This window comes from Ramlibacter lithotrophicus (assembly GCF_012184415.1).
GTDB classification, from domain to species: domain Bacteria; phylum Pseudomonadota; class Gammaproteobacteria; order Burkholderiales; family Burkholderiaceae_C; genus Ramlibacter; species Ramlibacter lithotrophicus.
The window spans coordinates 134,092-151,983 of the sequence record NZ_VTOX01000002.1; the positions used below are offsets into that span (position 1 = coordinate 134,092).

The 17,892-nt window shown below is 68.9% G+C and carries 20 protein-coding genes; 5 read left to right on the forward strand and 15 right to left on the reverse strand.

Annotated elements, in window-relative coordinates:
- Position 1: 1 nt before the first annotated feature.
- The 3 genes from RAMLITH_RS06720 to RAMLITH_RS06730 are packed head-to-tail and all read right to left on the reverse strand — an operon-like array spanning position 2 to position 3,195.
- A complete protein-coding gene (locus tag RAMLITH_RS06720) occupies positions 2-499 on the reverse strand; it encodes a TlpA family protein disulfide reductase (RefSeq protein ID WP_168106621.1) in 498 nt (165 codons plus the stop codon).
- Positions 496-1,770 (reverse strand): MFS transporter, encoded by a 1,275-nt coding sequence (locus tag RAMLITH_RS06725; RefSeq protein WP_168106622.1) that lies wholly within the window; start codon positions 1,768-1,770, stop codon positions 496-498. The genes RAMLITH_RS06720 and RAMLITH_RS06725 overlap by 4 nt, the downstream gene beginning before the upstream one ends.
- 30 nt (positions 1,771-1,800) lie before the next feature.
- On the reverse strand, positions 1,801-3,195 hold the full coding sequence (locus RAMLITH_RS06730; RefSeq protein ID WP_168106623.1) for an amidase: 1,395 nt from the start codon (positions 3,193-3,195) through the stop codon (positions 1,801-1,803).
- 251 nt (positions 3,196-3,446) lie between these two features.
- Between RAMLITH_RS06730 and nirK the strand changes: the two genes are divergently transcribed.
- Entirely contained in the window at positions 3,447-4,937 is a 1,491-nt protein-coding gene (nirK, locus tag RAMLITH_RS06735) for a copper-containing nitrite reductase (RefSeq protein WP_337786113.1), read from the forward strand.
- 284 nt (positions 4,938-5,221) lie between these two features.
- Here nirK and RAMLITH_RS06740 read toward each other — a convergent pair whose 3' ends face one another.
- From RAMLITH_RS06740 to RAMLITH_RS06760, 5 genes are all read right to left on the reverse strand, one after another.
- Positions 5,222-5,959: an ABC transporter ATP-binding protein gene (locus RAMLITH_RS06740; RefSeq protein ID WP_337786114.1), complete on the reverse strand. Its 738-nt coding sequence runs from the start codon at positions 5,957-5,959 to the stop codon at positions 5,222-5,224.
- Positions 5,956-6,711, reverse strand: a complete 756-nt coding sequence (locus tag RAMLITH_RS06745; RefSeq protein ID WP_168106624.1) for an ABC transporter ATP-binding protein — start codon at positions 6,709-6,711, stop codon at positions 5,956-5,958. The genes RAMLITH_RS06740 and RAMLITH_RS06745 overlap by 4 nt, the downstream gene beginning before the upstream one ends.
- Positions 6,708-7,655, reverse strand: coding sequence for a branched-chain amino acid ABC transporter permease (locus RAMLITH_RS06750; RefSeq protein WP_168106625.1), 948 nt, complete (start codon positions 7,653-7,655; stop codon positions 6,708-6,710). The genes RAMLITH_RS06745 and RAMLITH_RS06750 overlap by 4 nt, the downstream gene beginning before the upstream one ends.
- Positions 7,652-8,542, reverse strand: a complete 891-nt coding sequence (locus tag RAMLITH_RS06755; protein WP_168106626.1) for a branched-chain amino acid ABC transporter permease — start codon at positions 8,540-8,542, stop codon at positions 7,652-7,654. Before RAMLITH_RS06755 ends, RAMLITH_RS06750 begins: the two co-directional genes overlap by 4 nt.
- Positions 8,543-8,622: 80 nt before the next feature.
- Positions 8,623-9,837, reverse strand: a complete 1,215-nt coding sequence (locus RAMLITH_RS06760; RefSeq protein WP_168106627.1) for an ABC transporter substrate-binding protein — start codon at positions 9,835-9,837, stop codon at positions 8,623-8,625.
- Between the two features lie 214 nt (positions 9,838-10,051).
- Here RAMLITH_RS06760 and RAMLITH_RS06765 point away from each other — a divergent pair, with 214 nt between their 5' ends.
- Complete coding sequence (locus tag RAMLITH_RS06765) at positions 10,052-10,489, forward strand: FKBP-type peptidyl-prolyl cis-trans isomerase (protein ID WP_168106628.1); 438 nt, start codon at positions 10,052-10,054, stop codon at positions 10,487-10,489.
- Positions 10,490-10,507: 18 nt separating this feature from the next.
- Here RAMLITH_RS06765 and RAMLITH_RS06770 read toward each other — a convergent pair whose 3' ends face one another.
- Entirely contained in the window at positions 10,508-10,957 is a 450-nt protein-coding gene (locus tag RAMLITH_RS06770) for a DUF2721 domain-containing protein (protein ID WP_168106629.1), read from the reverse strand.
- A gap of 143 nt (positions 10,958-11,100) precedes the next feature.
- On the opposite strand from RAMLITH_RS06770, the gene RAMLITH_RS06775 reads away from it, so the two are divergent.
- The 3 genes from RAMLITH_RS06775 to RAMLITH_RS06780 all read left to right on the forward strand — a co-directional run bounded on the left by RAMLITH_RS06775 (position 11,101) and on the right by RAMLITH_RS06780 (position 12,624).
- Entirely contained in the window at positions 11,101-11,856 is a 756-nt protein-coding gene (locus RAMLITH_RS06775; RefSeq protein ID WP_168106630.1) for a hypothetical protein, read from the forward strand.
- Between the two features lie 26 nt (positions 11,857-11,882).
- A complete protein-coding gene (locus RAMLITH_RS26035; protein ID WP_272954159.1) occupies positions 11,883-12,011 on the forward strand; it encodes a hypothetical protein in 129 nt (42 codons plus the stop codon).
- Between the two features lie 121 nt (positions 12,012-12,132).
- Positions 12,133-12,624 carry a hypothetical protein gene (locus RAMLITH_RS06780; protein ID WP_168106631.1) on the forward strand — a complete coding sequence of 164 codons (492 nt, stop codon included), beginning with the start codon at positions 12,133-12,135 and terminating at the stop codon, positions 12,622-12,624.
- On the opposite strand, the gene RAMLITH_RS06785 is transcribed toward RAMLITH_RS06780, so the two are convergent.
- The 6 genes from RAMLITH_RS06785 to gsiC all read right to left on the reverse strand — a co-directional run bounded on the left by RAMLITH_RS06785 (position 12,625) and on the right by gsiC (position 17,890).
- Positions 12,625-13,095, reverse strand: coding sequence for a RidA family protein (locus RAMLITH_RS06785; RefSeq protein WP_168106632.1), 471 nt, complete (start codon positions 13,093-13,095; stop codon positions 12,625-12,627).
- Positions 13,096-13,124: 29 nt separating this feature from the next.
- Positions 13,125-13,958 carry an aldo/keto reductase gene (locus RAMLITH_RS06790; protein WP_168107182.1) on the reverse strand — a complete coding sequence of 278 codons (834 nt, stop codon included), beginning with the start codon at positions 13,956-13,958 and terminating at the stop codon, positions 13,125-13,127.
- A 171-nt stretch (positions 13,959-14,129) separates the two neighbouring features.
- Entirely contained in the window at positions 14,130-14,945 is an 816-nt protein-coding gene (locus tag RAMLITH_RS06795; RefSeq protein ID WP_168106633.1) for a M55 family metallopeptidase, read from the reverse strand.
- Positions 14,942-16,045, reverse strand: a complete 1,104-nt coding sequence (locus RAMLITH_RS06800; protein ID WP_168106634.1) for a DmpA family aminopeptidase — start codon at positions 16,043-16,045, stop codon at positions 14,942-14,944. The genes RAMLITH_RS06795 and RAMLITH_RS06800 overlap by 4 nt, the downstream gene beginning before the upstream one ends.
- Before the next feature lie 4 nt (positions 16,046-16,049).
- Positions 16,050-16,973: a glutathione ABC transporter permease GsiD gene (gene gsiD, locus RAMLITH_RS06805; RefSeq protein ID WP_168106635.1), complete on the reverse strand. Its 924-nt coding sequence runs from the start codon at positions 16,971-16,973 to the stop codon at positions 16,050-16,052.
- Complete coding sequence (gene gsiC / locus RAMLITH_RS06810; RefSeq protein WP_168106636.1) at positions 16,970-17,890, reverse strand: glutathione ABC transporter permease GsiC; 921 nt, start codon at positions 17,888-17,890, stop codon at positions 16,970-16,972. Before gsiC ends, gsiD begins: the two co-directional genes overlap by 4 nt.
- Positions 17,891-17,892 lie beyond the last annotated feature (2 nt).

Here is a 17,892-nt window from a genome sequence, read left to right on the forward strand (position 1 = left end):
GCTACAGCTTGAGGCGCAGGTGCTTCGCCAAGTAGGCCATCGCGTCGGGGCTGTCCCACTCCCTGGCGCCGAAATGCTTGGCCACGACCTTGCCTTCCGCGTCCACCAGCAGCGTGAGCGGCAGCCGCTCGGCGCCGAGCATGTGCTCCAGGCGCAGCTTGCTGTCGATGAAGTTCGGGAACGCGATGTCGAAGGTCCGCACGAAGGATTCCGCGCGGTCCCGGTAGTCGTCGGTCGAGATGCCGATCACCTGGACCTGCTGCCCCGCGCGCTTCGCCAGCCGCTGCAGCGAAGGCATCTCGGCCTGGCACGGTCCGCACCAGCTCGCCCACACGTTGATGATCAGCGGCTTGCCGCGGAAGTCGGACAGCAGCCGCGACGGGCCGAGGATGCCTTGCATGGGCGCCTGGCGCAGGACCTGGCCCACTTCCACTTCCCCCGGGGTCTTGGCCGCGGCGCCCGTGGCCGCCAGCAGCAATGCGAGAACAACGGCTTTCATGCGGCGAATCTACCAGCCGGCTGCGCGGCCGGTCCGAGGCGGAAGCCCTTGAGCGGCAGCCGCAGCGACACGGCGGTCGCCACCATCAGGAGCAGCCCGGAGGCGCCGAAGGCAATCCAGTGGGTGCCGAACCGGTCGTAGGCCCAGCCGCCCAGCCACGAGCTGATCATGGCGCCGACCTGGTGGCCGAAATAGGCCCAGCCGTAGAGGATGCCGACCAGCCGCACGCCGTAGACGTCGGCCAGGATCGCCGACGACAGCGCGATGCTGCCAGCCCACACCAGCCCGCCGATCACCGCCGCAATGTACAGCTCCCAGTGGGTGCCGACCAGCAGCAAGGCGAAGAAGCCGAGGCCGCGCACGAAATAGATGGCCGCCAGGATGTTGCGCCGGGGCAGCCGGTCGGACATGCGGCCGAGCACCAGCGTGCCGAAGATCGCCGCCACGCCGATCAGCCCCACGCCGTAGGAGCTGGTCATCGCATCGAACCCGTGGTCCATCAGCATCGGCACGCCATGGGTGCCCAGCAGGTTCATGCTGAAGCCGCAGGCGAACAGGCCCACGCAGATCTTGATGAAGGGCATGGTGCGCACGGCCTCGCGCAGGGACAGCGACTCGCGCATCGCCTCGGCCTGGGCCGGACCGCTCGCGGTCATCTGGTCGGGCAGCCAGTCGGCGTGGGCCGGCGCGTCCTCGCGGATCACGAACAGGGCCAGCGGCACGGTGATGGCGGTGAAGACGGCGGCGAACCCCAGCAGCGTGTTCTGCCAGCCGAACGCCTGGATCGAGGAACTCAGCAGCGGCGTCATGATGGCGATCCCCGACATCGAGCCGGTGGACAGGAAGAACAGCGCCATGCCGCGCCGGCGCGAGAACCAGCGGCTGATCACCGGCGTGAGCGCCACCGGGCCCAGGAAGGCCAGCGCGAACGACAGCAGCACGCCGAACGACAGCAGGAAGCCGAGCGGGCTGCGGGCGTTGACGGTCCAGATGATGGCCGCCACCACCAGCGCGTTGCCGGCGAGCAGGACGAAGCGGGTGCCATGCCGCGCCACCAGGTGCGCGGCCAGCGGCATCCCGATGCCGTAGCACAACATGCCGATGGCGACGATGCCCGCCAGCAGGCTGCGGCTGAAGCCCAGGTCCGCGGCGATCGGCAGGAAGAACGGCCCGATCCCCATGCGCATGCCCACCGTGAGCAGCGTGAGCAGGCTGGCCGCGGCCACGATGTTCCACCCGAAATACCAGCCGCCGCTGCGTTGTCCAGTCACTTCAACTTCCTTTGCTCTTGGCTCTCGAGCTTACCCGGGCGGACGGCGCCGGTGCCACTCGGTGGCGTTCTCGTAGGCCCAGCCGATGCGCAACGCCATGGCTTCGTCGTACCCGCGGCACACGATCTGCAGCGACGTCGGCAGCCCCCCTTCGCCCTGGCCGTTGGGCAGCGCCAGCGCGCACAGGTCCAGGAAGTTGCCGAACCGCGTGAAATGCGCCGGCGCCTTGCCCTGGTCGACGTCCTCCAGCGGCAAGGCGGTCGTCATGGTGGTCGGTGTCAGCAGCGCATCGATGCCTTCCATGGCAGAGCCGAACGCCAGCTTCATCGCCTCGCGCTGCTGCAATGCCTCGATGTAGGCGCGGGCCGTCACGGCGCGGCCGGCGGCGATGCGCGGCCGCACGTGAGGGTCGAGCGGCGCGCGCTCGTCGTCGATCAGCTCGTGCAGGATCGTGTAGCTCTCGGCCGCCATGATCAGCAGGTTCGCCGCCGCGACGTCGGCGAAGTTGAACGGGAGTTTTACGGCGACGACCTCGGCGCCCAGCGCCTCCAGTTCGGCCAGCGACCGGTCGTAGGCGGCCAGCACTTCTTTCGAGGCGTACTCGCGCTCGCCTTCGGGCATGCGGGCCAGCCGCAGTCCGCGCACGCCGAGGCGCAGCGTCGGCATCGGATCGGTGAACGGCAGGCGCAAGGTGCGCGGATCGAGCGGGTCCGGCCCTTGCATCGCCAGGTACAGCAGCGCCGCGTCCTCGACACAGCGGGCCATGGGGCCGGGGGTGTCCAGCGTCGGACTCAGCGGCAGCACGCCATGGGTGCTGATGCGGCCGATGGTGGTCTTGAGGCCCGTGATGCCGCACCAGGAGGCCGGCAGCCGCACCGAGCCGCCGGTGTCGCTGCCGACCGCCCAGGGCGCCAGCCCCGCAGCCACCGCGACGCCCGAGCCGCTGCTGGAGCCGCCGGGGGTGCGCCGGCGATCCGGATCCCAGGGGTTCCACGGCGTGCCGAGGACGGAGTTGGTGCCCCAGCCGCCCATGGCGAACTCGACGGTGTGGGTCTTGCCGAGGACGATCATGCCTTGGGCGATCAGCCGCCGCGCCAGCGTCGCCGTACGGGTGGCCCGGCGCTCGCGCCACGCCCGGCAACCGCCCGTGACCACACGCCCTTCCAGCTCGATCAGGTCCTTCAGCGCCACCGGCACCCCATGCAGCGGACCGACGGCATGGCCGGAACGGATCGCGGCCTCGGCCGCCTGCGCGGCGAGGCGGGCCTCGTCGCCGTAGACGTCGACAAAGGCGCCGAGCTTGCCGTCCTGCGCCGCGATTCGGTCCAGGAACGCCTCGGTGGCCTCCACCGGGGAGACGCGCCGCGTCGCCAGGTCGGCGGACAGCTGGTGGACGGGCAGGAACGCGAGTTCGGTTGCTGGCATGAGGCCTCCGGGGTGGTGGTGAATCGCCCCGGCAGCCGGCGCCCCGGGACCGGCCGAATGTACCCGAGCCCCGCCGTGCGAACGGTCACCCTCGCGCCGCGCCGGGAAGGCGCGCCAACCTTGAGATTCATCAAAGATGCATCGCGTTGGCACCTTTACGCACCTAGGGTAACTACCTACATTGGAGGCATCAGCTCAAGAGGCTGCCGCCCCGCGGGGGCACCCCGCGATATCTCCAGGAAGTACCAAAAGTGTTCTCCAAAGTCTTCGCCCCGATCCCCCTCGCCATCGTCGTCCTGCTCTCGGCCGGTCCCCTGACGATCGCCTCCATCGGCGCCACCGCAGTCACCTCGGCGGCCGCCGTCGCCGCGCCGGCCAAGGCCGCCAAGACCAAGGGCGTGGTCCACCAGATCGCGCTGAAGACCGGCATGGCCGACGGCAAGATGGTCTACCTCGACGCCAAGGGCCAGGTCAACCCGGTGCTGCGTGCCAAGGTCGGCGACACCATCGAGCTGACGCTGGCCAGCGGCGAAGGCGCCGAGCACGACATCGTCATTCCCGATTTCAAGGTGCAATCCAAGCCCTTCAGCGCCGCCAGCGGCCCGACGACGGTTCGCTTCACCGTCACCCAGTCCGGCAGCTTCACCTACTACTGCTCGATTCCGGGCCACCGCCAGATCGGCATGGAAGGCGTGCTGGAAGTGACCGGCCCGGCCGACGCCTCCGCGGCCGCACCGAAGGGATCGAACACCGCCGTGCTGGGCTCCGCGGCAGCGCCCGCCGTCAAGCCGATCGCCGCCGTGGCGACGGACGCCGTCAGCATCGCCATGGATCCCACGGCCGTGCCCAAGCCGCTCGGCCAGCGCGCGCCCCAGCTGGTCAAGTACAGCATCGAGACGGTGGAACTGGCCGGCAAGCTCGACGACGGCACCACGTTTACCTACTGGACGTTCGACAAGAAAGTGCCCGGCCCGATGCTGCGCGTGAAGAAAGGCGACACCATCGAGCTGACGCTGACCAACGCCAGGAGCAGCAAGATGATCCACTCGATCGACCTGCATGCGGTCACCGGCGGCCACGGCGGCGGCGAGCACACCCAGGTCGCCCCCGGCGAGTCGAAGACGGTGCGCTTCAAGGCGATGAACGCCGGCCTGTACGTCTACCACTGCGCCACGCCCGACGTGCCGCACCACATCTCCGCCGGCATGTACGGCCTGATCCTGGTCGAGCCGCCGGAAGGCCTGCCCAAGGTGGACCGCGAGTTCTACGTGATGCAGGGCGACCTGTACACGTCGCACAAGAAGGGCACCAAGGGCCACCAGGCCTACGACACCGACAAGGCGAGCGACGAGCTGCCCACCTACTACACCTTCAACGGGTCGGTCGGCGCGCTGACCAAGGAGTTCAGGATGCAGGCGAAGGTCGGCGAGACGGTGCGCGTGTACTTCGGCGTCGGCGGCCCCAACAAGTCGTCGGCCTTCCACGCCATCGGCGAGATCTTCGGCAAGGTCTACAGCGAAGGCTCGATCTCCAGCGTGCGGCGCGACGTCCAGACGACGACGGTGGCCCCCGGCGGCGCGACGATCGTCGACTTCAAGGTCGACTATCCCGGCAAGTACCTGCTGGTCGACCACGCCCTGTCGCGCGTCGCCAAGGGACTGGCGGCGTCGCTCGAAGTGACCGGCCCGGCCGACAGCGCCGTGTACCAGCCGCTCAGCGGCGGGGCCCACGCCGACCACTGACCGTCAACCGGAGGCGCTGTGCCTCCCCACCTCACGGGGCGCCGCGGCGCCCCGTTCTTCTTGCGAGTCCCAACCCCAACAGCCGGACGCAAAAGCCGCGAAAGTTACGCAGAAAGCGCAAAAAAGACATGGGTGTGGTGGTGCGCGGCACCTTGGAGCCATGTGCGAGCACGCGGCCTGCCGACGCCACCACTGCCGGGGCTTCGTTTCCTCTTCTTCCTTGAATTCTTCTGCGGCTTCTGCGTAACCTTTGCGGCTTTTGCGTTCGGCTGTTGCGTTTAACTTCAGAAGTTCAGCCCCAGCCACTGCTGCACCTGTTCGTGCAGGTTGCCTTCGAAGTCGGCCGGCGTGCCGTCGGCCGTGATCTTGCCCAGGCTCAGCACGCAGATGCGGTCGGACATGCGCACCACCCGCCGCACGTTGTGGTCGATCAACAGGATGCCCATCTGCGCCTTGGCGAACCGCTCGATCCAGACGAACACTTCTTCCGAGACGCGAGGCGACAGGCCGATGCTCGGCTCGTCGATGAGGCACAGGCGGGGCTGCTGCAGCCAGGCCTTCGCGAATTCCACCTGCTTCTGCTGGCCGCCCGACAGGCTGCCCGCCTGGTCCGTCCGCTTCTCGTGCAGCGCCGGGAACAGCTCGAACACCTCCTGCAGTCGCGTGCGCATGTCGCTCGCGAACCGTTTCGGCCGCCCGAGCAGCGGCAGCAGCAGGTTGTCCTGCACCGACAGGTAGGGAAACAGGCTGGACTCCTGCGGGATGCAGCAGATGCCCAGGTCGATCAGCCGGTGCGGCGCCACGCCCGAAATGTCCTGGCCGTCGAAGTGCACGGTGCCGGACTTGGGCGGCAGGAACCCGCAGATGGTCTTGACCAGCGTCGACTTGCCGGCGCCGTTGAGACCGATGAGGCCGGTGATGCGGCCGGCGTCCACGCGCAGGTCGATGTCGCGCAGCACGTCGATGTCCTGGGCATACCCGGCCGTCACCCGGCGCATCTCCATCAAGGGCGCGGCGCTCACGAATGGACCTCCAGGCTGGGCGGCTCGCCCTCCCCGTGCTGGCTCTCGCCCAGATAGGCCTCGATCACGGCGTGGTTCTTCAGCACGGCGTGGATGTCGCCGGCGGCGATCACACGCCCCGCGTTCATGCACACGGCACGCTGGCACAGGTCCACGACGATCGGCATGTCGTGGCTCACCAGCAGGAACGTGAAGCCCTGCGCGTGGCGCGTACGTATGAATTTCGCCATCACTTCACGCATCACCGGATGCACCGCGGCGAACGGCTCGTCCAGCATGGCGATCAGCGGCGGCTCGATGAAGCACATGCCGAACTCAAGCAGCTTGCGCTGGCCACCCGAGAGCTGGCCCGCGTCGAGATACTGGACCGGGCCGAGGGTCAGTTCCTCGACCAGGGCCTGCGCGCGCTTCGTGGACTCCGCTTCCGACAGGCCGCGCGCCATGCCCGCGGTCAGCAGGTTGTCGAACGCCGACATGCGGGCGAAGACGCGCGTCATCTGGAACATGCGCAGCACGCCGCGCTGCGCCAGCCGGTCCGGCGGCAGGCCGGTGATGTCCTCGCCGCGCATGCGCACCCGGCCGGCGTGCGGCGCCAGGAAGCCCGAGAGCATGTTCAGCACCGTCGTCTTGCCCGAGCCGTTGGGGCCGATCAGGCCCAGGATCTCGCCCTCGCGCAGGTCGAAGCTCACGTCGTCGACGGCGGCCACCCCGCCAAAGCGCCGCAGCAGTCCCTCGATCGTCAGCAGGCTCATGTCTTGCGCCCCTGCAGCCGCGCGGCGATGAAGCCCCACAGCCCCGCCGGCACGTAGCGGGCGAAGAGGATCACGAGCAGCGCGAACACGATGATCTGGATGTCGCCGAATTCGCGCAGCCACTCCGAGCCGAGGTAGACCAGGATCGCGCCCAGGATGGCGCCGGACAGCGAGCTCATGCCGCCGATCACCACCATCGACAGCACCAGGCCGGTCTGCTGCAACAGGCCCAGTTCGGGGCTGACCAGTTGGCTGAAGGTGCCGTAGAGGGAGCCGGCCAGGCCGCAGATCGCGCACGACACGCAGAACGCGATCATCTTGGTGCGCACGACGTCGATCCCGCGGCTCTCGGCGCCGACCGGGTCGTCGCGCACCGCCATCATGAAGCGGCCCAGGCGCCCCTTGAGCAGCCAGTACAGCCCCAGCAGCACGGCCACCAGCGTCGCCAGGAACACGTAGTAGTAGCCGACCCGGCTCTGCATCAGCGTGGCCACGTGCATGCCCTGGTCGCCGCGCGTGAACTCGTGCGAGTTGCCGATCACCACCCGGGCGATCTCGGCGAATGCCAGGGTCGTGAGGGAGAGGTACGGGCCGCTCAGATTGAGCACCAGCTTGCCGAGCACCAGCCCGAACAGCGCCGCGACCACGATCGCGGCCGGGATGCCCAGCGCCAGCGGCACCTTCCAGTAGAAGTCCAGCAGCGCCGTGGTGTAGCCGCCGATCATCGCGAACGCCGCCGGCGCCAGCGAGAACTGGCCGGTGTAGCCGGCCAGCAGGTTCCAGGCAAGCGCCAGGATGGCGAAGTACACGCTGACCAGGATGATGCCCAGCGCGTAAGGCCCGGTGACGAACAGCGGCACCAGCGCGATCAGGCCGCAGATCGCCAGCGCCGCGCGCATGTCGAAGCGCAGCCGGTGCTGCCAGAGGTTGGCCGTGGGCTTCATACCGTGCGCCCCTTCTCGCCGAAGAGGCCTTGCGGCCGCAGCAGCAGCACCAGCACCAGGATGATCAGCCCGAACGCGTCGCGGTAGTCGTAGGAGATGTACACGGAGAAGAACGCCTCGCTGACGCCGAGGATCAGCGCGGCCAGCATCGCGCCCCACATCGAGCCCATGCCGCCCAGCACCACGATCACGTACGACTTGACAGCGGGGAACGCGCCGATATCCGGCGAGGGATTGATCAGCGGCGCCAGCAGCGCCCCCGACAGCGCCGCCAGCATGCCCGAGATGATGAAGATCAGGCTGGTCGTGCGGGTCGCGTCGATGCCGGCGAGCGACGCGCCGAGCCGGTTCTGCGCCACCGCCTGGATCTGCTTGCCCCACACCGAGCGCTTGATGAACAGCGCCAGCGCGACCATCACCAGCACCGCCACGACCGCGGCGATCGCCTTCTGGCCGGTCAGCATGATCGGGCCCAGCGCGAAGCGGCTCACGTCGATCAGCGGCTCTCCGCGGAAGGAATACGGGCCGACCGCCTTGTCGACCAGGTTGATCAGCAGCAGCGACAGCCCGAAGGTCACCACCACCGCGTATTCGTCCTTCATGAAACCCCAGCTCGCGTATCCGGCGTAGAGCGGCCGCATCAGGAGTCGCTCGACGGCCCAGCCGAGCAGCGCGCCGGCGAGCGCGGCGCCGGGCAGCGCGATCCACGGCGACACGCCGAGCTTGAGCGACACCAGCACGTAGGTGTACGCGCCGATCATGAAGAACTCGCCGTGGGCGAAGTTCACGATCTTCAGCACCCCGAAGATCATGGCCAGCCCCACGGCCATCAGCGCGTAGAAGCAGCCGTAGATCAGGCCGTTGGCCAGCAGGTCGAGCGCGAGCATCGGCAATCAGTGCACAAAAAATCCGGCACCACGAGCTGCGATGCCGGATGGAGACAGGAGCGTCAAGAAGACTGGACCGCTTATTTCGCCGGGCGGACGATCCTGGCCGCGTCGAACTTCTGCCCCGGCGCCTGGATCAGCACGGTCTGGCCGACCGGCTGCTTGATGGCGGTGAGCTCGTAGTTGACGTACGGAATGTCCAGCCACTGCTGGAAGCTGTAACCGGGCTTGGTCGAGAAATTGCCGATGCCGCGCAGGCTGTCGAACTTCATGGTGCGCATCGCCTGCGCCAGCTTCTCCGGGTCCGTGCTCTTGGCGGCCTTGATGCCCTCGACCACCAGGTGCAGCGAATCCGCCGCCTGCAGCACCAGCCGGTTGATGTCGCCGCCGGTGCGCTTCTTGTATTCGGCCGCGATGTCCTTGGCCAGCTGCGTCTGCGGCATCTGCGGGTGGTACAGGGCGAACGACAGCAGGTACCGGCCGCCCTCCTTCACGTTCTGCCAGAAGTCGGGATAGTCGGCCAGGCCGCCGCCGTCGTACATGAGGGTCTTCGGGCTCGGCGCCACGCCCTGTTCGTACATCTGGTTCATCACGAGGTAGGCCGCGGGCGGCAGCATCGTCAGCACGACCACGTCGGGGGGGTTCGCGCGCAGCGGCAGGATGGCGGCGGTGAAGTCCTTGCTGGCACGGTCCAGCGTCTCGTACTTGTATTCGACGTTCGGCGCCTTCTGCTTGAGCAGTTCGCCGGTGAGCTTGGCCTGGCCGATGCCGTAGTCCGTGTTCTCCGCGAAGGCCACCACGCGCTTGACCTTCATCGTCGCCAGCGTCTCTGCCATCGACGACGACACCAGCGTGTTGTACGGCGACGTGTTGAACACTTCCGGATAGCCGCGCTTGCGCACGTCGTCCGACCAACAGTTGGTGTTGACGTACGGCGTCTTGTAGCGGTGCGCGACCTCGATCTCCGCCAGGCACACCGAGCTCTGGTGGCCGCCCGCCAGCGCCACGACCTTGTTGCTGGTGATCAGCTTCTCGGTGGCGGCGCGCCCTTTTTCCGGGATGCCCTGGTTGTCCTCGTACAGGACCTGGATCTGCCGCCCGAGCACGCCGCCCTTCGCGTTGATCATGTCCTTGAGGATTTCCATGCCGTCCTTGACCTGCGTGCCTTGCACCACGGACCCGGGGGGTGACTGGGTGATGCTGGCCCCGATCAGGATCGGGTCGGCGGCCAGCGCCGGCAGCGCGAGGAGCGCGGAACCGAGCAGGCCCAGGGAACGAACGCGCGTCGAGGTCATCGAGGTCTCCTTTGGTGTAGCGGCGCGAACAGCCGCCGCGCTTGGTCGGGCGGAATGTACGCCCCGGCTGCGCCGCCGGCTCGCGGGGAAACCCCCAAGCACGCGTTCATTCCTGTCGCCAGGCTGACAGATGGCGGGGGCATTGGAACTTTGCCATTCGCCCCGGCCCGCTGCGTATGATCCGGGCTCGATCCCCGACACCTGCGAAGTTGCCATGACCAAGCCCTTGCCCAGCCTTCTGTCCGCCGCCCTGCTCGCCGCCGCGGGCTTCGCCGGCTTCGCCGGCGCCGCCGACGCGCCCGCCAAGGAAGCGGCCACCGAAACCCTGCCCAGCGGCGTCGTCGTCAAGCACACCCGCACCGGCAGCGGCGCCAGTCCCGCCGCCAGCGACACGGTGCGTGTCCACTACCGCGGCCGCCTGGACAACGGCACCGAATTCGACAGCTCGCACAAGCGCGGCATGCCCGCCACCTTTCCGCTGAACGGCGTCATCCGGTGCTGGACCGAAGGCGTGCAGAAGATGAAGGTGGGCGGCGCGGCGACATTGACCTGCCCCCCGGCAACAGCCTACGGCTCGCGCGGCGCGGGCGGGGTGGTGCCGCCCAACGCCAGGCTGACGTTCGACGTGGAACTGCTCGCGATCGAGAAGTAGGAGCGCCTGGCTGCGGCTTCAGGGCCGCAACATGTGGAAGTTCAGCAGGCGGGTGGCGATCAGCGTCTCCACCAGGAAGCACAGCAGCGCCGCGAGGAAGCAGAACACCCCCGCCAGGAAGCCGGTCACGGCGTAGCGGTTGATCTGCATCGCCGCGGTCTCGCCGAGAAACAGCAGGATGATGGTCGCGCCGATCATGAAGGCGCACGTCGTCAGCAGCGCGATGCAGGCGTTCGTCAGCCGGCCTCGGGTGCGCAGCTCCGACAGCTCCGCGTGCGCGCGGCGCAGGAACTCCGCGTCGGTGGACTCGCGCGCGCGGTCCTCCACCAGCCGCGCCCGGTCGATGATGCGGGCCAGCCGCCCGGCCACCGCGCCGATCATTCCCGACACGGCCGTGAGCAGGAACACGGGCGCCACGGCGAGCTGGATCCCGTGGGTGACGGTGCTGGCATCGAAGGCGAGGGGCATGGCGGGAAAGCAACGTCGCTCAGTGACGGAGTGCACGGACACGCGTGATTATCGCCACCGGCCGGGCCGCCTGCGCATCGGCTCGACATAATCGGCCGGCTGTCACGCAGCGCAGGACCAACTCAAACATCCCGGAGGCCTTCATGTCGACATCGAGCTACCTCGCCAACTTCGGCGTCACGATCGGGCAGGCGCGCGAGTATGTTCTCGCCCACCTGAACGACCCGCACGCCATCGTCGCCACCGCCCGCCAGTACGGGATCACGAACGACATGCTGGGCGAGATCGCCGGTGGCTACAGCGCCGCCGAGGTGCGCGGCTATCTCGCCGGCTTCGGCATCGACGCCACGCCGCTGGAGGCGGAGTCGCTGTTCCCCCCGGACATGCTGGCGTTCTCGGAAGTGATGGCGCTCAATGCCGCGACTGGCGCGCTTTCGACCGCATCGCTGCGCGCCCAGGTGATCGCCCACACCGGCGAATCCGCCTACAACGCGGCCTTCGATCCGAACCACTACGCCGGCGGCCTGGACGGCATCTTCTCGGCGGCGGACCTCGGCGTCTCGAGCCTGGGTGACCTGCCGGCGACGGCCGCGACCCTGGAGTCGCTGTTCTACGGCACCATCATCCGGCTGGCCGGCACGCTGGACATGCAGGAAGCGATGGAAGTCGCCCAGTTCGTGCAAGAGAAGGGCGCGGCGCTCGAAAACGAAGATCCCGCGGTGCTGCAGGAGTTCATGGCGCTGATGCACGGCATCGTGGCCGACCCGGGCAACCCGCCGGCTCTGGGCGAAGACCAGATCGCGCAGGCGGCCGTCGCCTCCGCCGTCGCGCTGGTGGCCGTCGCCTCGCAGCACGACCAGAGCCTGTTCGCCGAACTGCTCACCGGCTTCTCGTTCTGAAGCCGCCGCGGGGCGGCCATGAGCTTATGCGGATAAGCAAGTGGTGCCCCCGGATCGACCGGTTCACCATCGGGCAGGCCTTCGGCAACTGGGAGAAGGCGAACCGGGCCCATTTCGCCGACGGCGCGAGCTTCGACCAGATCTTTCGCAAATGAGCGGCTGCGATCCGGCGAACCTGACCCGGATCAAGGAAATGCGGCCGGGGCCGCCTAGAACTCATCCGTCGACGGCGCGCGGCACCCGCTCTTGCGCCGCCCGAGTTGCCCAGGGTCCGCCATGGCACGCCCGCGCGCGCTTCACGTCCTCGCCTTCCTGCTGCCGCTGGCAGCGGCCCCTGTGCTGGCCAGCGAGGCCGCGTCCCGCTTCCACTGCCAGGTGACCGGCACCGAGACGCTGGCCGGACTGGCGCCCGACGGCGGCACCGCGGAACTGAGCCGCTTCACGTGCCGCGTCAAGGGCGGGCCGCTCGACGGGTTCGTGGCCACCGGCACCAACCTCTGGGGCGGCCGGCTGCGCGACGGACTGCTGCTCGGCTCGCTGGTCGTCGCGCGCAAGGCGCACTCCATCGTCGTCTACGAAGTGCAGGAAGTCACCCGCCGCGCCCGCCCGCCCGGGGCCGACGCCCGTTCCTGGGAAGGGCAAGGCACGGGGGTCTACAAACTGGCGACGGGTGTGGCCGCGCACCTGGCGGGCAAATCGTTCCACTCGATCGCCCGCTCCGCCGGCCCGGGTGCCTTCACGATCGAGACCGTCGTGGAAGACGACTGATCAGTCGCGGATCTCGAACACGGCCTCCACTTCCACCGCGACGCCGCGCGGCAGCGAACCGGCGCCCACGGCCGTGCGGGCATGCCTGCCGGCGTCGCCGAACACGGCGACGAAGAAGTCGGAAGCGCCGTTGACCACCTTCGGGTGCTCGGTGAACTGCGGCACGGCGTTGACGAAGCCGCCCACGCGCACGCAGCGCACCACCCGGTCGAGATCGCCGCCGAGCGCCTGCGCCACCTGGGCCAGCACGTTGATCGCGCACAGGCGGGCCGCGCTCTGCCCCTCCTCGACGGTCAGGGTCGCACCGAGCTGGCCGAGGAACTGCGCCTTGCCGTCCTGCACCGGCACCTGGCCGGCGATGAACAGGAGATTGCCCGCACGCACGGCTGGCACGTAGTTGGCGGCGGGCGTGGGCGCCACGGGGAGGGTCACGCCCAGTTCGGCCAGCCTGGCCTGGATCTTCGAAGTCATGGCTCGTCTTTCCTCGTGTGGGACAGGATTCAGATCATCTCGAGCGGCGTGGCGCGCGACGGCGGCGCAAAGAGCGCATCGAGTTCCGCCAGCGCGGCCGCGTCCAGCGGCTGCGCCAGGGCACCGAGATTCTCCGCGAGGCGCTGCGCGCTCGAAGTCTTGGGAATGGCGACGACGTCGTCCCTGGCCAGCAGCCACGCCAGCCCGGCCTGCGCCGGCGTCATGCCGTGCCGCCCGGCGAATGCCGCCAGGCCGCGATGCCGTACCAGCCGCCCCTGCTCGATCGGTGAATACGCCATGGTCGGAATGCCGCGCTCGCGCTGCCACGGCAGCAGGTCCCATTCGATGCCGCGGCGGGTGAGGTTGTAGAGGACCTGGTTCGTCTGCACCCCGGGGCCGCCGGGCAGCGACCACAGTTCCCGCATCGCCGCCGGATCGAGGTTGCTCACGCCCCAGTGGCGGATCAGGCCGTCCCGCTGCAGGCGCTCGAACGCGCCCACCGTCTCGGCCAGCGGGACGCTGCCGCCCCAGTGCAGCAGGTAGAGGTCGAGCCGGTCGGTCCCGAGGCGTTTCAGGCTGGCCGTGCAGGCTGCGCGCATTCCCGCCACGGAGGCGTTGTGCGGGTAGACCTTGCTCACCAGGAACACTTCGTCGCGCCGCCCGGCGATCGCCTGGCCTACCAGCGTTTCGGTGCGGCCCTCGCCGTACATCTCGGCCGTGTCGATGAGCGACAGGCCGTGGTCGAGCCCGGCGCGCAGGCTGGCGATCTCCTGCGCCTTGAGCGCCGCATCCTCGCCCATCATCCAGGTGCCCTGCCCCAGGGCCGGCACCGTCTCGCCGCACGGCAGGCGGACGGTCTTGATCGTGGTCGTCATCGCGTCATTGGAGCAGTGAAAGCGGACATCCATACGCAGAAGCCGCAGAGGTTTCGCAGAAGCCGCAAAAGAATTCAAAAAGATTCTTTGTCTTTTTTGCGGCTTCTGCGTTTCCTTTGCGGCTTCTGCGTCCGGCTGTTGGGTGTTCTACGCCTCCGCTCAGCGCAGCATCGAAGACATCGCCGACAGGCAATTGATCATCCGCACGCCAGCCTCGATCGACGGGGCCTCGAAGCCCACCTCGTCGCCCGCCATCCGGCGCAGCGCAGGCCACTGGCAGAAGAGGTCGGCCAGCGCCGGGCCCTGGGTCTCGATGCGCACCTGCAGCGGCGCCGCGACCCGCAACGCAACCGGTAGCGGCCGGCGCAGCGCCTCGCTCACGCCGGCACGGATCGCGGCCCGCGACTCTTCCGGCGACAGGCTGACGCCGCTGGTATGGCCGGTGGCACGCTTGGTCTGGACGAACACGGCTTGCGGAAACAGCGGCCGGTGCTCCTCGATGAACGCGTCGTCGCCGCTGCCCATCACGACCGGCACGCCGTACTCGCCGGCCAGCGCGCCGTAGATGGCGGCTTCGCCCACCTCGGCGTCGTTGAACAGCACGCGCCGGAACGCGAAGCTGTTGATCGTGTGCGCCAGGATGCCGCGGCCCTGGGCCCGCGAGTGGTAACCGACCAGGCACACGGCCGCGACGCCTTGCTCGACGCCGGCCATCATGCCGAGATAGCGCGGCTTGCCGAGGACGAACTGCGCTCGCGCGTCGAGCTGTTCCGCGGCCATGTTGCGGAAGTCGCCGTGCGAGTCGTTGACCAGCACCTCGGTGGCGCCGCCGTCGAAGGCGCCGGCGATCGCCGCGTTGGCCTCGTGCGTCATCAGCACGCGGGCCCGTTCGTATTCCGGGTTGCCGGCGCGCACCTGCTGGTGGTGCACGACGCCGGCGACGCCTTCGATGTCGGTGGAGATCAGGATCTTCATGGTGAGGTCCGGGCCGGCGGCTGCGACAGCGAACGCCAGCTGGCAAGCAGGTCGGCAAGGCACTCGCGACGATGGCCGTCGCGGCCGGTGACGGGCCGCGCATGCCACAGCGCGTTCACGATCGCCTGCTCGCAGGCGTCGGCGGCGGCCTGGAACAGCGGGTCGAGCACGCCGTCATGCAACATCGCGATCGCCGGCATCGGCCGCTCGATCAGGTGCGGCACGGTGTACGCGGTGGAGAACGCCAGCGCGATGTCGCCGCTGCCATGGCCGAAGACGGAACCGGTGCGGGCCAGGCCGGCGCCGGCGCGCAGCGCCAGCCGGCGCAGCTGGCGGGCGTCCAGCGGCGCGTCGGTGGCCAGCAGCAGGATGATCGAACCCTGCTCGGGGACGCCATCGCCCTCATCGCGAGCCCCGCGAGCCCCCCTCCCAGCCTCCCCCCAGCGGGGGGAGGAGCCGGCCAGGTGCCGGCCCACCGGATGTCCGGCGATGGTGAGCTGCGGCAGCTTGCCGAAGTTGGCCAGCACCAGCGCCCCCAGCGTGTGCCCGCCGCCGGCGACGCGGCGCGACGCCGACCCGATGCCGCCCTTCAGCTCGAAGGACGACATGCCGCGGCCGGCGCCGACGGCGCCTTGCTCGAAATCCGCGCCGGCGGCGGCCCAGGCCTCCAGGTAGTGCTCATCGCCCAGCGCCATGCGCTGGATGTCGTTGAGAAAACCGTCGTTGCACTCGAAGACCAGCGGATTGACGGTGGGCAGGCTGCGTCCACTCTCGGGATTGGCGCCTATGCATTGCCGGATCTGCGCCATCGCCATCGCCGGCACAGAGAACGTGTTGGTCAGGGCGATCGGCGTTTCCAGCACGCCCAGTTCGTCGACCTGCACCAGTCCCACGCTCTTGCCGAAACCGTTGAGGACGACGGCCGCCGCCGGCACCTTGTCGCGGTACGGATCGCCGGCATGCGGCCGCACGACGGTGACGCCGGTCTGCACCGCGCCGTGCGCCAGCGTGTGGTGGCCCACCGTGACTCCGTGCACGTCGCTGATCGCGTTGCGCGGACCCGCCGCGAGCGTGCCGATGTGCGGGACGGCGAAATGCATGACTTCAGGTCCGGTCGATCTTCGGGTCCAGCGCGTCGCGCATGCCGTCGCCCAGCAGGTTGAACGCCAGCACCGTGAAGAAGATCGCCAGGCTGGGGAACAGTGCCACGTGCGGCGCGTTGACCATGTCGGCACGCGCCTCGTTGAGCATCGCGCCCCACTCCGGCGTCGGCGGCTGCGCGCCCATGCCGAGGAAGGACAGGCTGGCCGCGGTGATGATCGAGGTGCCCAGCCGCATCGTGAAGTACACGACGATCGCCGAGATGCTGCCGGGCAGGATGTGCCGCATCACGATCGTCCAGTCGTTGGCGCCGACGCTGCGCACCGCCTCGACGTAGGTCATCTGCTTGAGGACCAGCGTGTTGCCGCGCACCAGCCGCGCGAACGCCGGCACGCTGAACACCGACACGGCCACCACCACGTTGACCATGCTGCTGCCCAGGATCGCGACGACACCCAGCGCGAGCAGGATGCCGGGGAAGGCGAACAGCACGTCGGAGATCCGCATCACGATGCGGTCCCACCAGCCGCCGTAGTAGCCGGCGAGCAGGCCCAGGCCGGCGCCGACCAGGCCGCCCAGGGCCACCGAGAAGAAGCCGGCCGCCAGCGACAGGCGCGCGCCCGAAAGGATGCGGCTGAAGATGTCGCGGCCCAGGGGGTCGACGCCCATCCAGTGCTGCCACGACGGCCCGTCGTTGATGCGGTCGTAGTCGAAGAAGTTCTCGGCGTCGTACGGCGCGATCCACGGCGCGAGGATTGCCACGGCGACCAGCAGCAGCACGAATGCCAGCGCCACCAGCGCCACGTGCTGCTTGCGGAACTTGCGCCAGAACTCGCTCCACGGCGTGCGCACGCGAGCGCTCGTCGGGACCTCAGCACCGGCACTGGCGTCTTCGGCGGGGACCGGCTGGGTCGAAGGTGCGTTCATCGGTAGCGGATGGTCGGGTTGATGTAGCCGTACAGCAGGTCCACGATCAGGTTGATCAGGATGAACTCCAGCGAGAACAGCAGCACCAGGGTCTGAATCACGGGGTAGTCGCGCATGGTGACGGCGTCCACCAGCAGGCGGCCGAGCCCCGGCCAGTTGAAGACGGTCTCCACCACGATCGAGCCGCCCAGCAGGAAGCCGAACTGCAGGCCCATCATGGTGACGACCGGAATGAGTGCATTGCGCAGGCAATGCTTGAAGATCACGACGCGCTCCTCCAGGCCCTTGGCCCGGGCCGTGCGCACGAAGTCCTCCTGGATCACTTCCACGAATGAGGCGCGGGTGAAGCGGGCCATGACGGCGGCGACGCCGGCGCCCAGCGTGATCGAAGGCAAGATGTAGTGGCGCCAGCTGTCGGCGCCCACCGTGGGAAGCCAGCCCAGCTGCACGGAGAAGATCTCCATGAGCAGCATGCCCAGCGCGAAGGCAGGAAAGGAGATGCCCGAGACGGCCAGCGTCATGCCGAACCGGTCGGGCCACTCGTTGCGGAACACGGCGGAGACGATGCCGATCGCCATGCCGAAGACCACCGACCAGACCATGCTGGCGAGGGTCAGCCAGAGCGTCGGCAGGAAGCGCTCGGCGATCTCGGTCGAGACCGCGCGCTTGCTGCGCAGCGACGTCCCGAAGTCGCCTTGCAGCATCCTGGTGAAGAAGCTGGCGAACTGCTCGGGCAGCGGCTTGTCCAGGCCCAGGTCCTTGCGGACCAGTTCCACGGTCTGCTGGTCGGCGTCGGGGCCGGCCGCCAGCCGCGCCGGGTCCCCCGGCAGCATGTGCACGAACAGGAACACCAGCACCGCGACGATCAGCAGCGTCGGCAGCAAACCGAGCAGGCGCTTGAGGAAATAACTGGCCATCG

What these genes read in the sequence shown, in the direction of transcription:
- RAMLITH_RS06720 (WP_168106621.1), bottom strand. Translation starts at nt 499, where the DNA reads ATGAAAGCCGTTGTTCTCGCATTGCTGCTGGCGGCCACGGGCGCCGCG.
- RAMLITH_RS06730 (WP_168106623.1), bottom strand. Translation starts at nt 3,195, where the DNA reads ATGCCAGCAACCGAACTCGCGTTCCTGCCCGTCCACCAGCTGTCCGCC.
- RAMLITH_RS06745 (WP_168106624.1), bottom strand. Translation starts at nt 6,711, where the DNA reads ATGAGCCTGCTGACGATCGAGGGACTGCTGCGGCGCTTTGGCGGGGTG.
- RAMLITH_RS06750 (WP_168106625.1), bottom strand. Translation starts at nt 7,655, where the DNA reads ATGAAGCCCACGGCCAACCTCTGGCAGCACCGGCTGCGCTTCGACATG.
- RAMLITH_RS06755 (WP_168106626.1), bottom strand. Translation starts at nt 8,542, where the DNA reads ATGCTCGCGCTCGACCTGCTGGCCAACGGCCTGATCTACGGCTGCTTC.
- RAMLITH_RS06760 (WP_168106627.1), bottom strand. Translation starts at nt 9,837, where the DNA reads ATGACCTCGACGCGCGTTCGTTCCCTGGGCCTGCTCGGTTCCGCGCTC.
- RAMLITH_RS06765 (WP_168106628.1), top strand. Translation starts at nt 10,052, where the DNA reads ATGACCAAGCCCTTGCCCAGCCTTCTGTCCGCCGCCCTGCTCGCCGCC.
- RAMLITH_RS06770 (WP_168106629.1), bottom strand. Translation starts at nt 10,957, where the DNA reads ATGCCCCTCGCCTTCGATGCCAGCACCGTCACCCACGGGATCCAGCTC.
- RAMLITH_RS06775 (WP_168106630.1), top strand. Translation starts at nt 11,101, where the DNA reads ATGTCGACATCGAGCTACCTCGCCAACTTCGGCGTCACGATCGGGCAG.
- RAMLITH_RS26035 (WP_272954159.1), top strand. Translation starts at nt 11,883, where the DNA reads ATGCGGATAAGCAAGTGGTGCCCCCGGATCGACCGGTTCACCATCGGG.
- RAMLITH_RS06780 (WP_168106631.1), top strand. Translation starts at nt 12,133, where the DNA reads ATGGCACGCCCGCGCGCGCTTCACGTCCTCGCCTTCCTGCTGCCGCTG.
- RAMLITH_RS06785 (WP_168106632.1), bottom strand. Translation starts at nt 13,095, where the DNA reads ATGACTTCGAAGATCCAGGCCAGGCTGGCCGAACTGGGCGTGACCCTC.
- RAMLITH_RS06795 (WP_168106633.1), bottom strand. Translation starts at nt 14,945, where the DNA reads ATGAAGATCCTGATCTCCACCGACATCGAAGGCGTCGCCGGCGTCGTG.
- RAMLITH_RS06800 (WP_168106634.1), bottom strand. Translation starts at nt 16,045, where the DNA reads ATGCATTTCGCCGTCCCGCACATCGGCACGCTCGCGGCGGGTCCGCGC.
- gsiD (WP_168106635.1), bottom strand. Translation starts at nt 16,973, where the DNA reads ATGAACGCACCTTCGACCCAGCCGGTCCCCGCCGAAGACGCCAGTGCC.
- gsiC (WP_168106636.1), bottom strand. Translation starts at nt 17,890, where the DNA reads ATGGCCAGTTATTTCCTCAAGCGCCTGCTCGGTTTGCTGCCGACGCTG.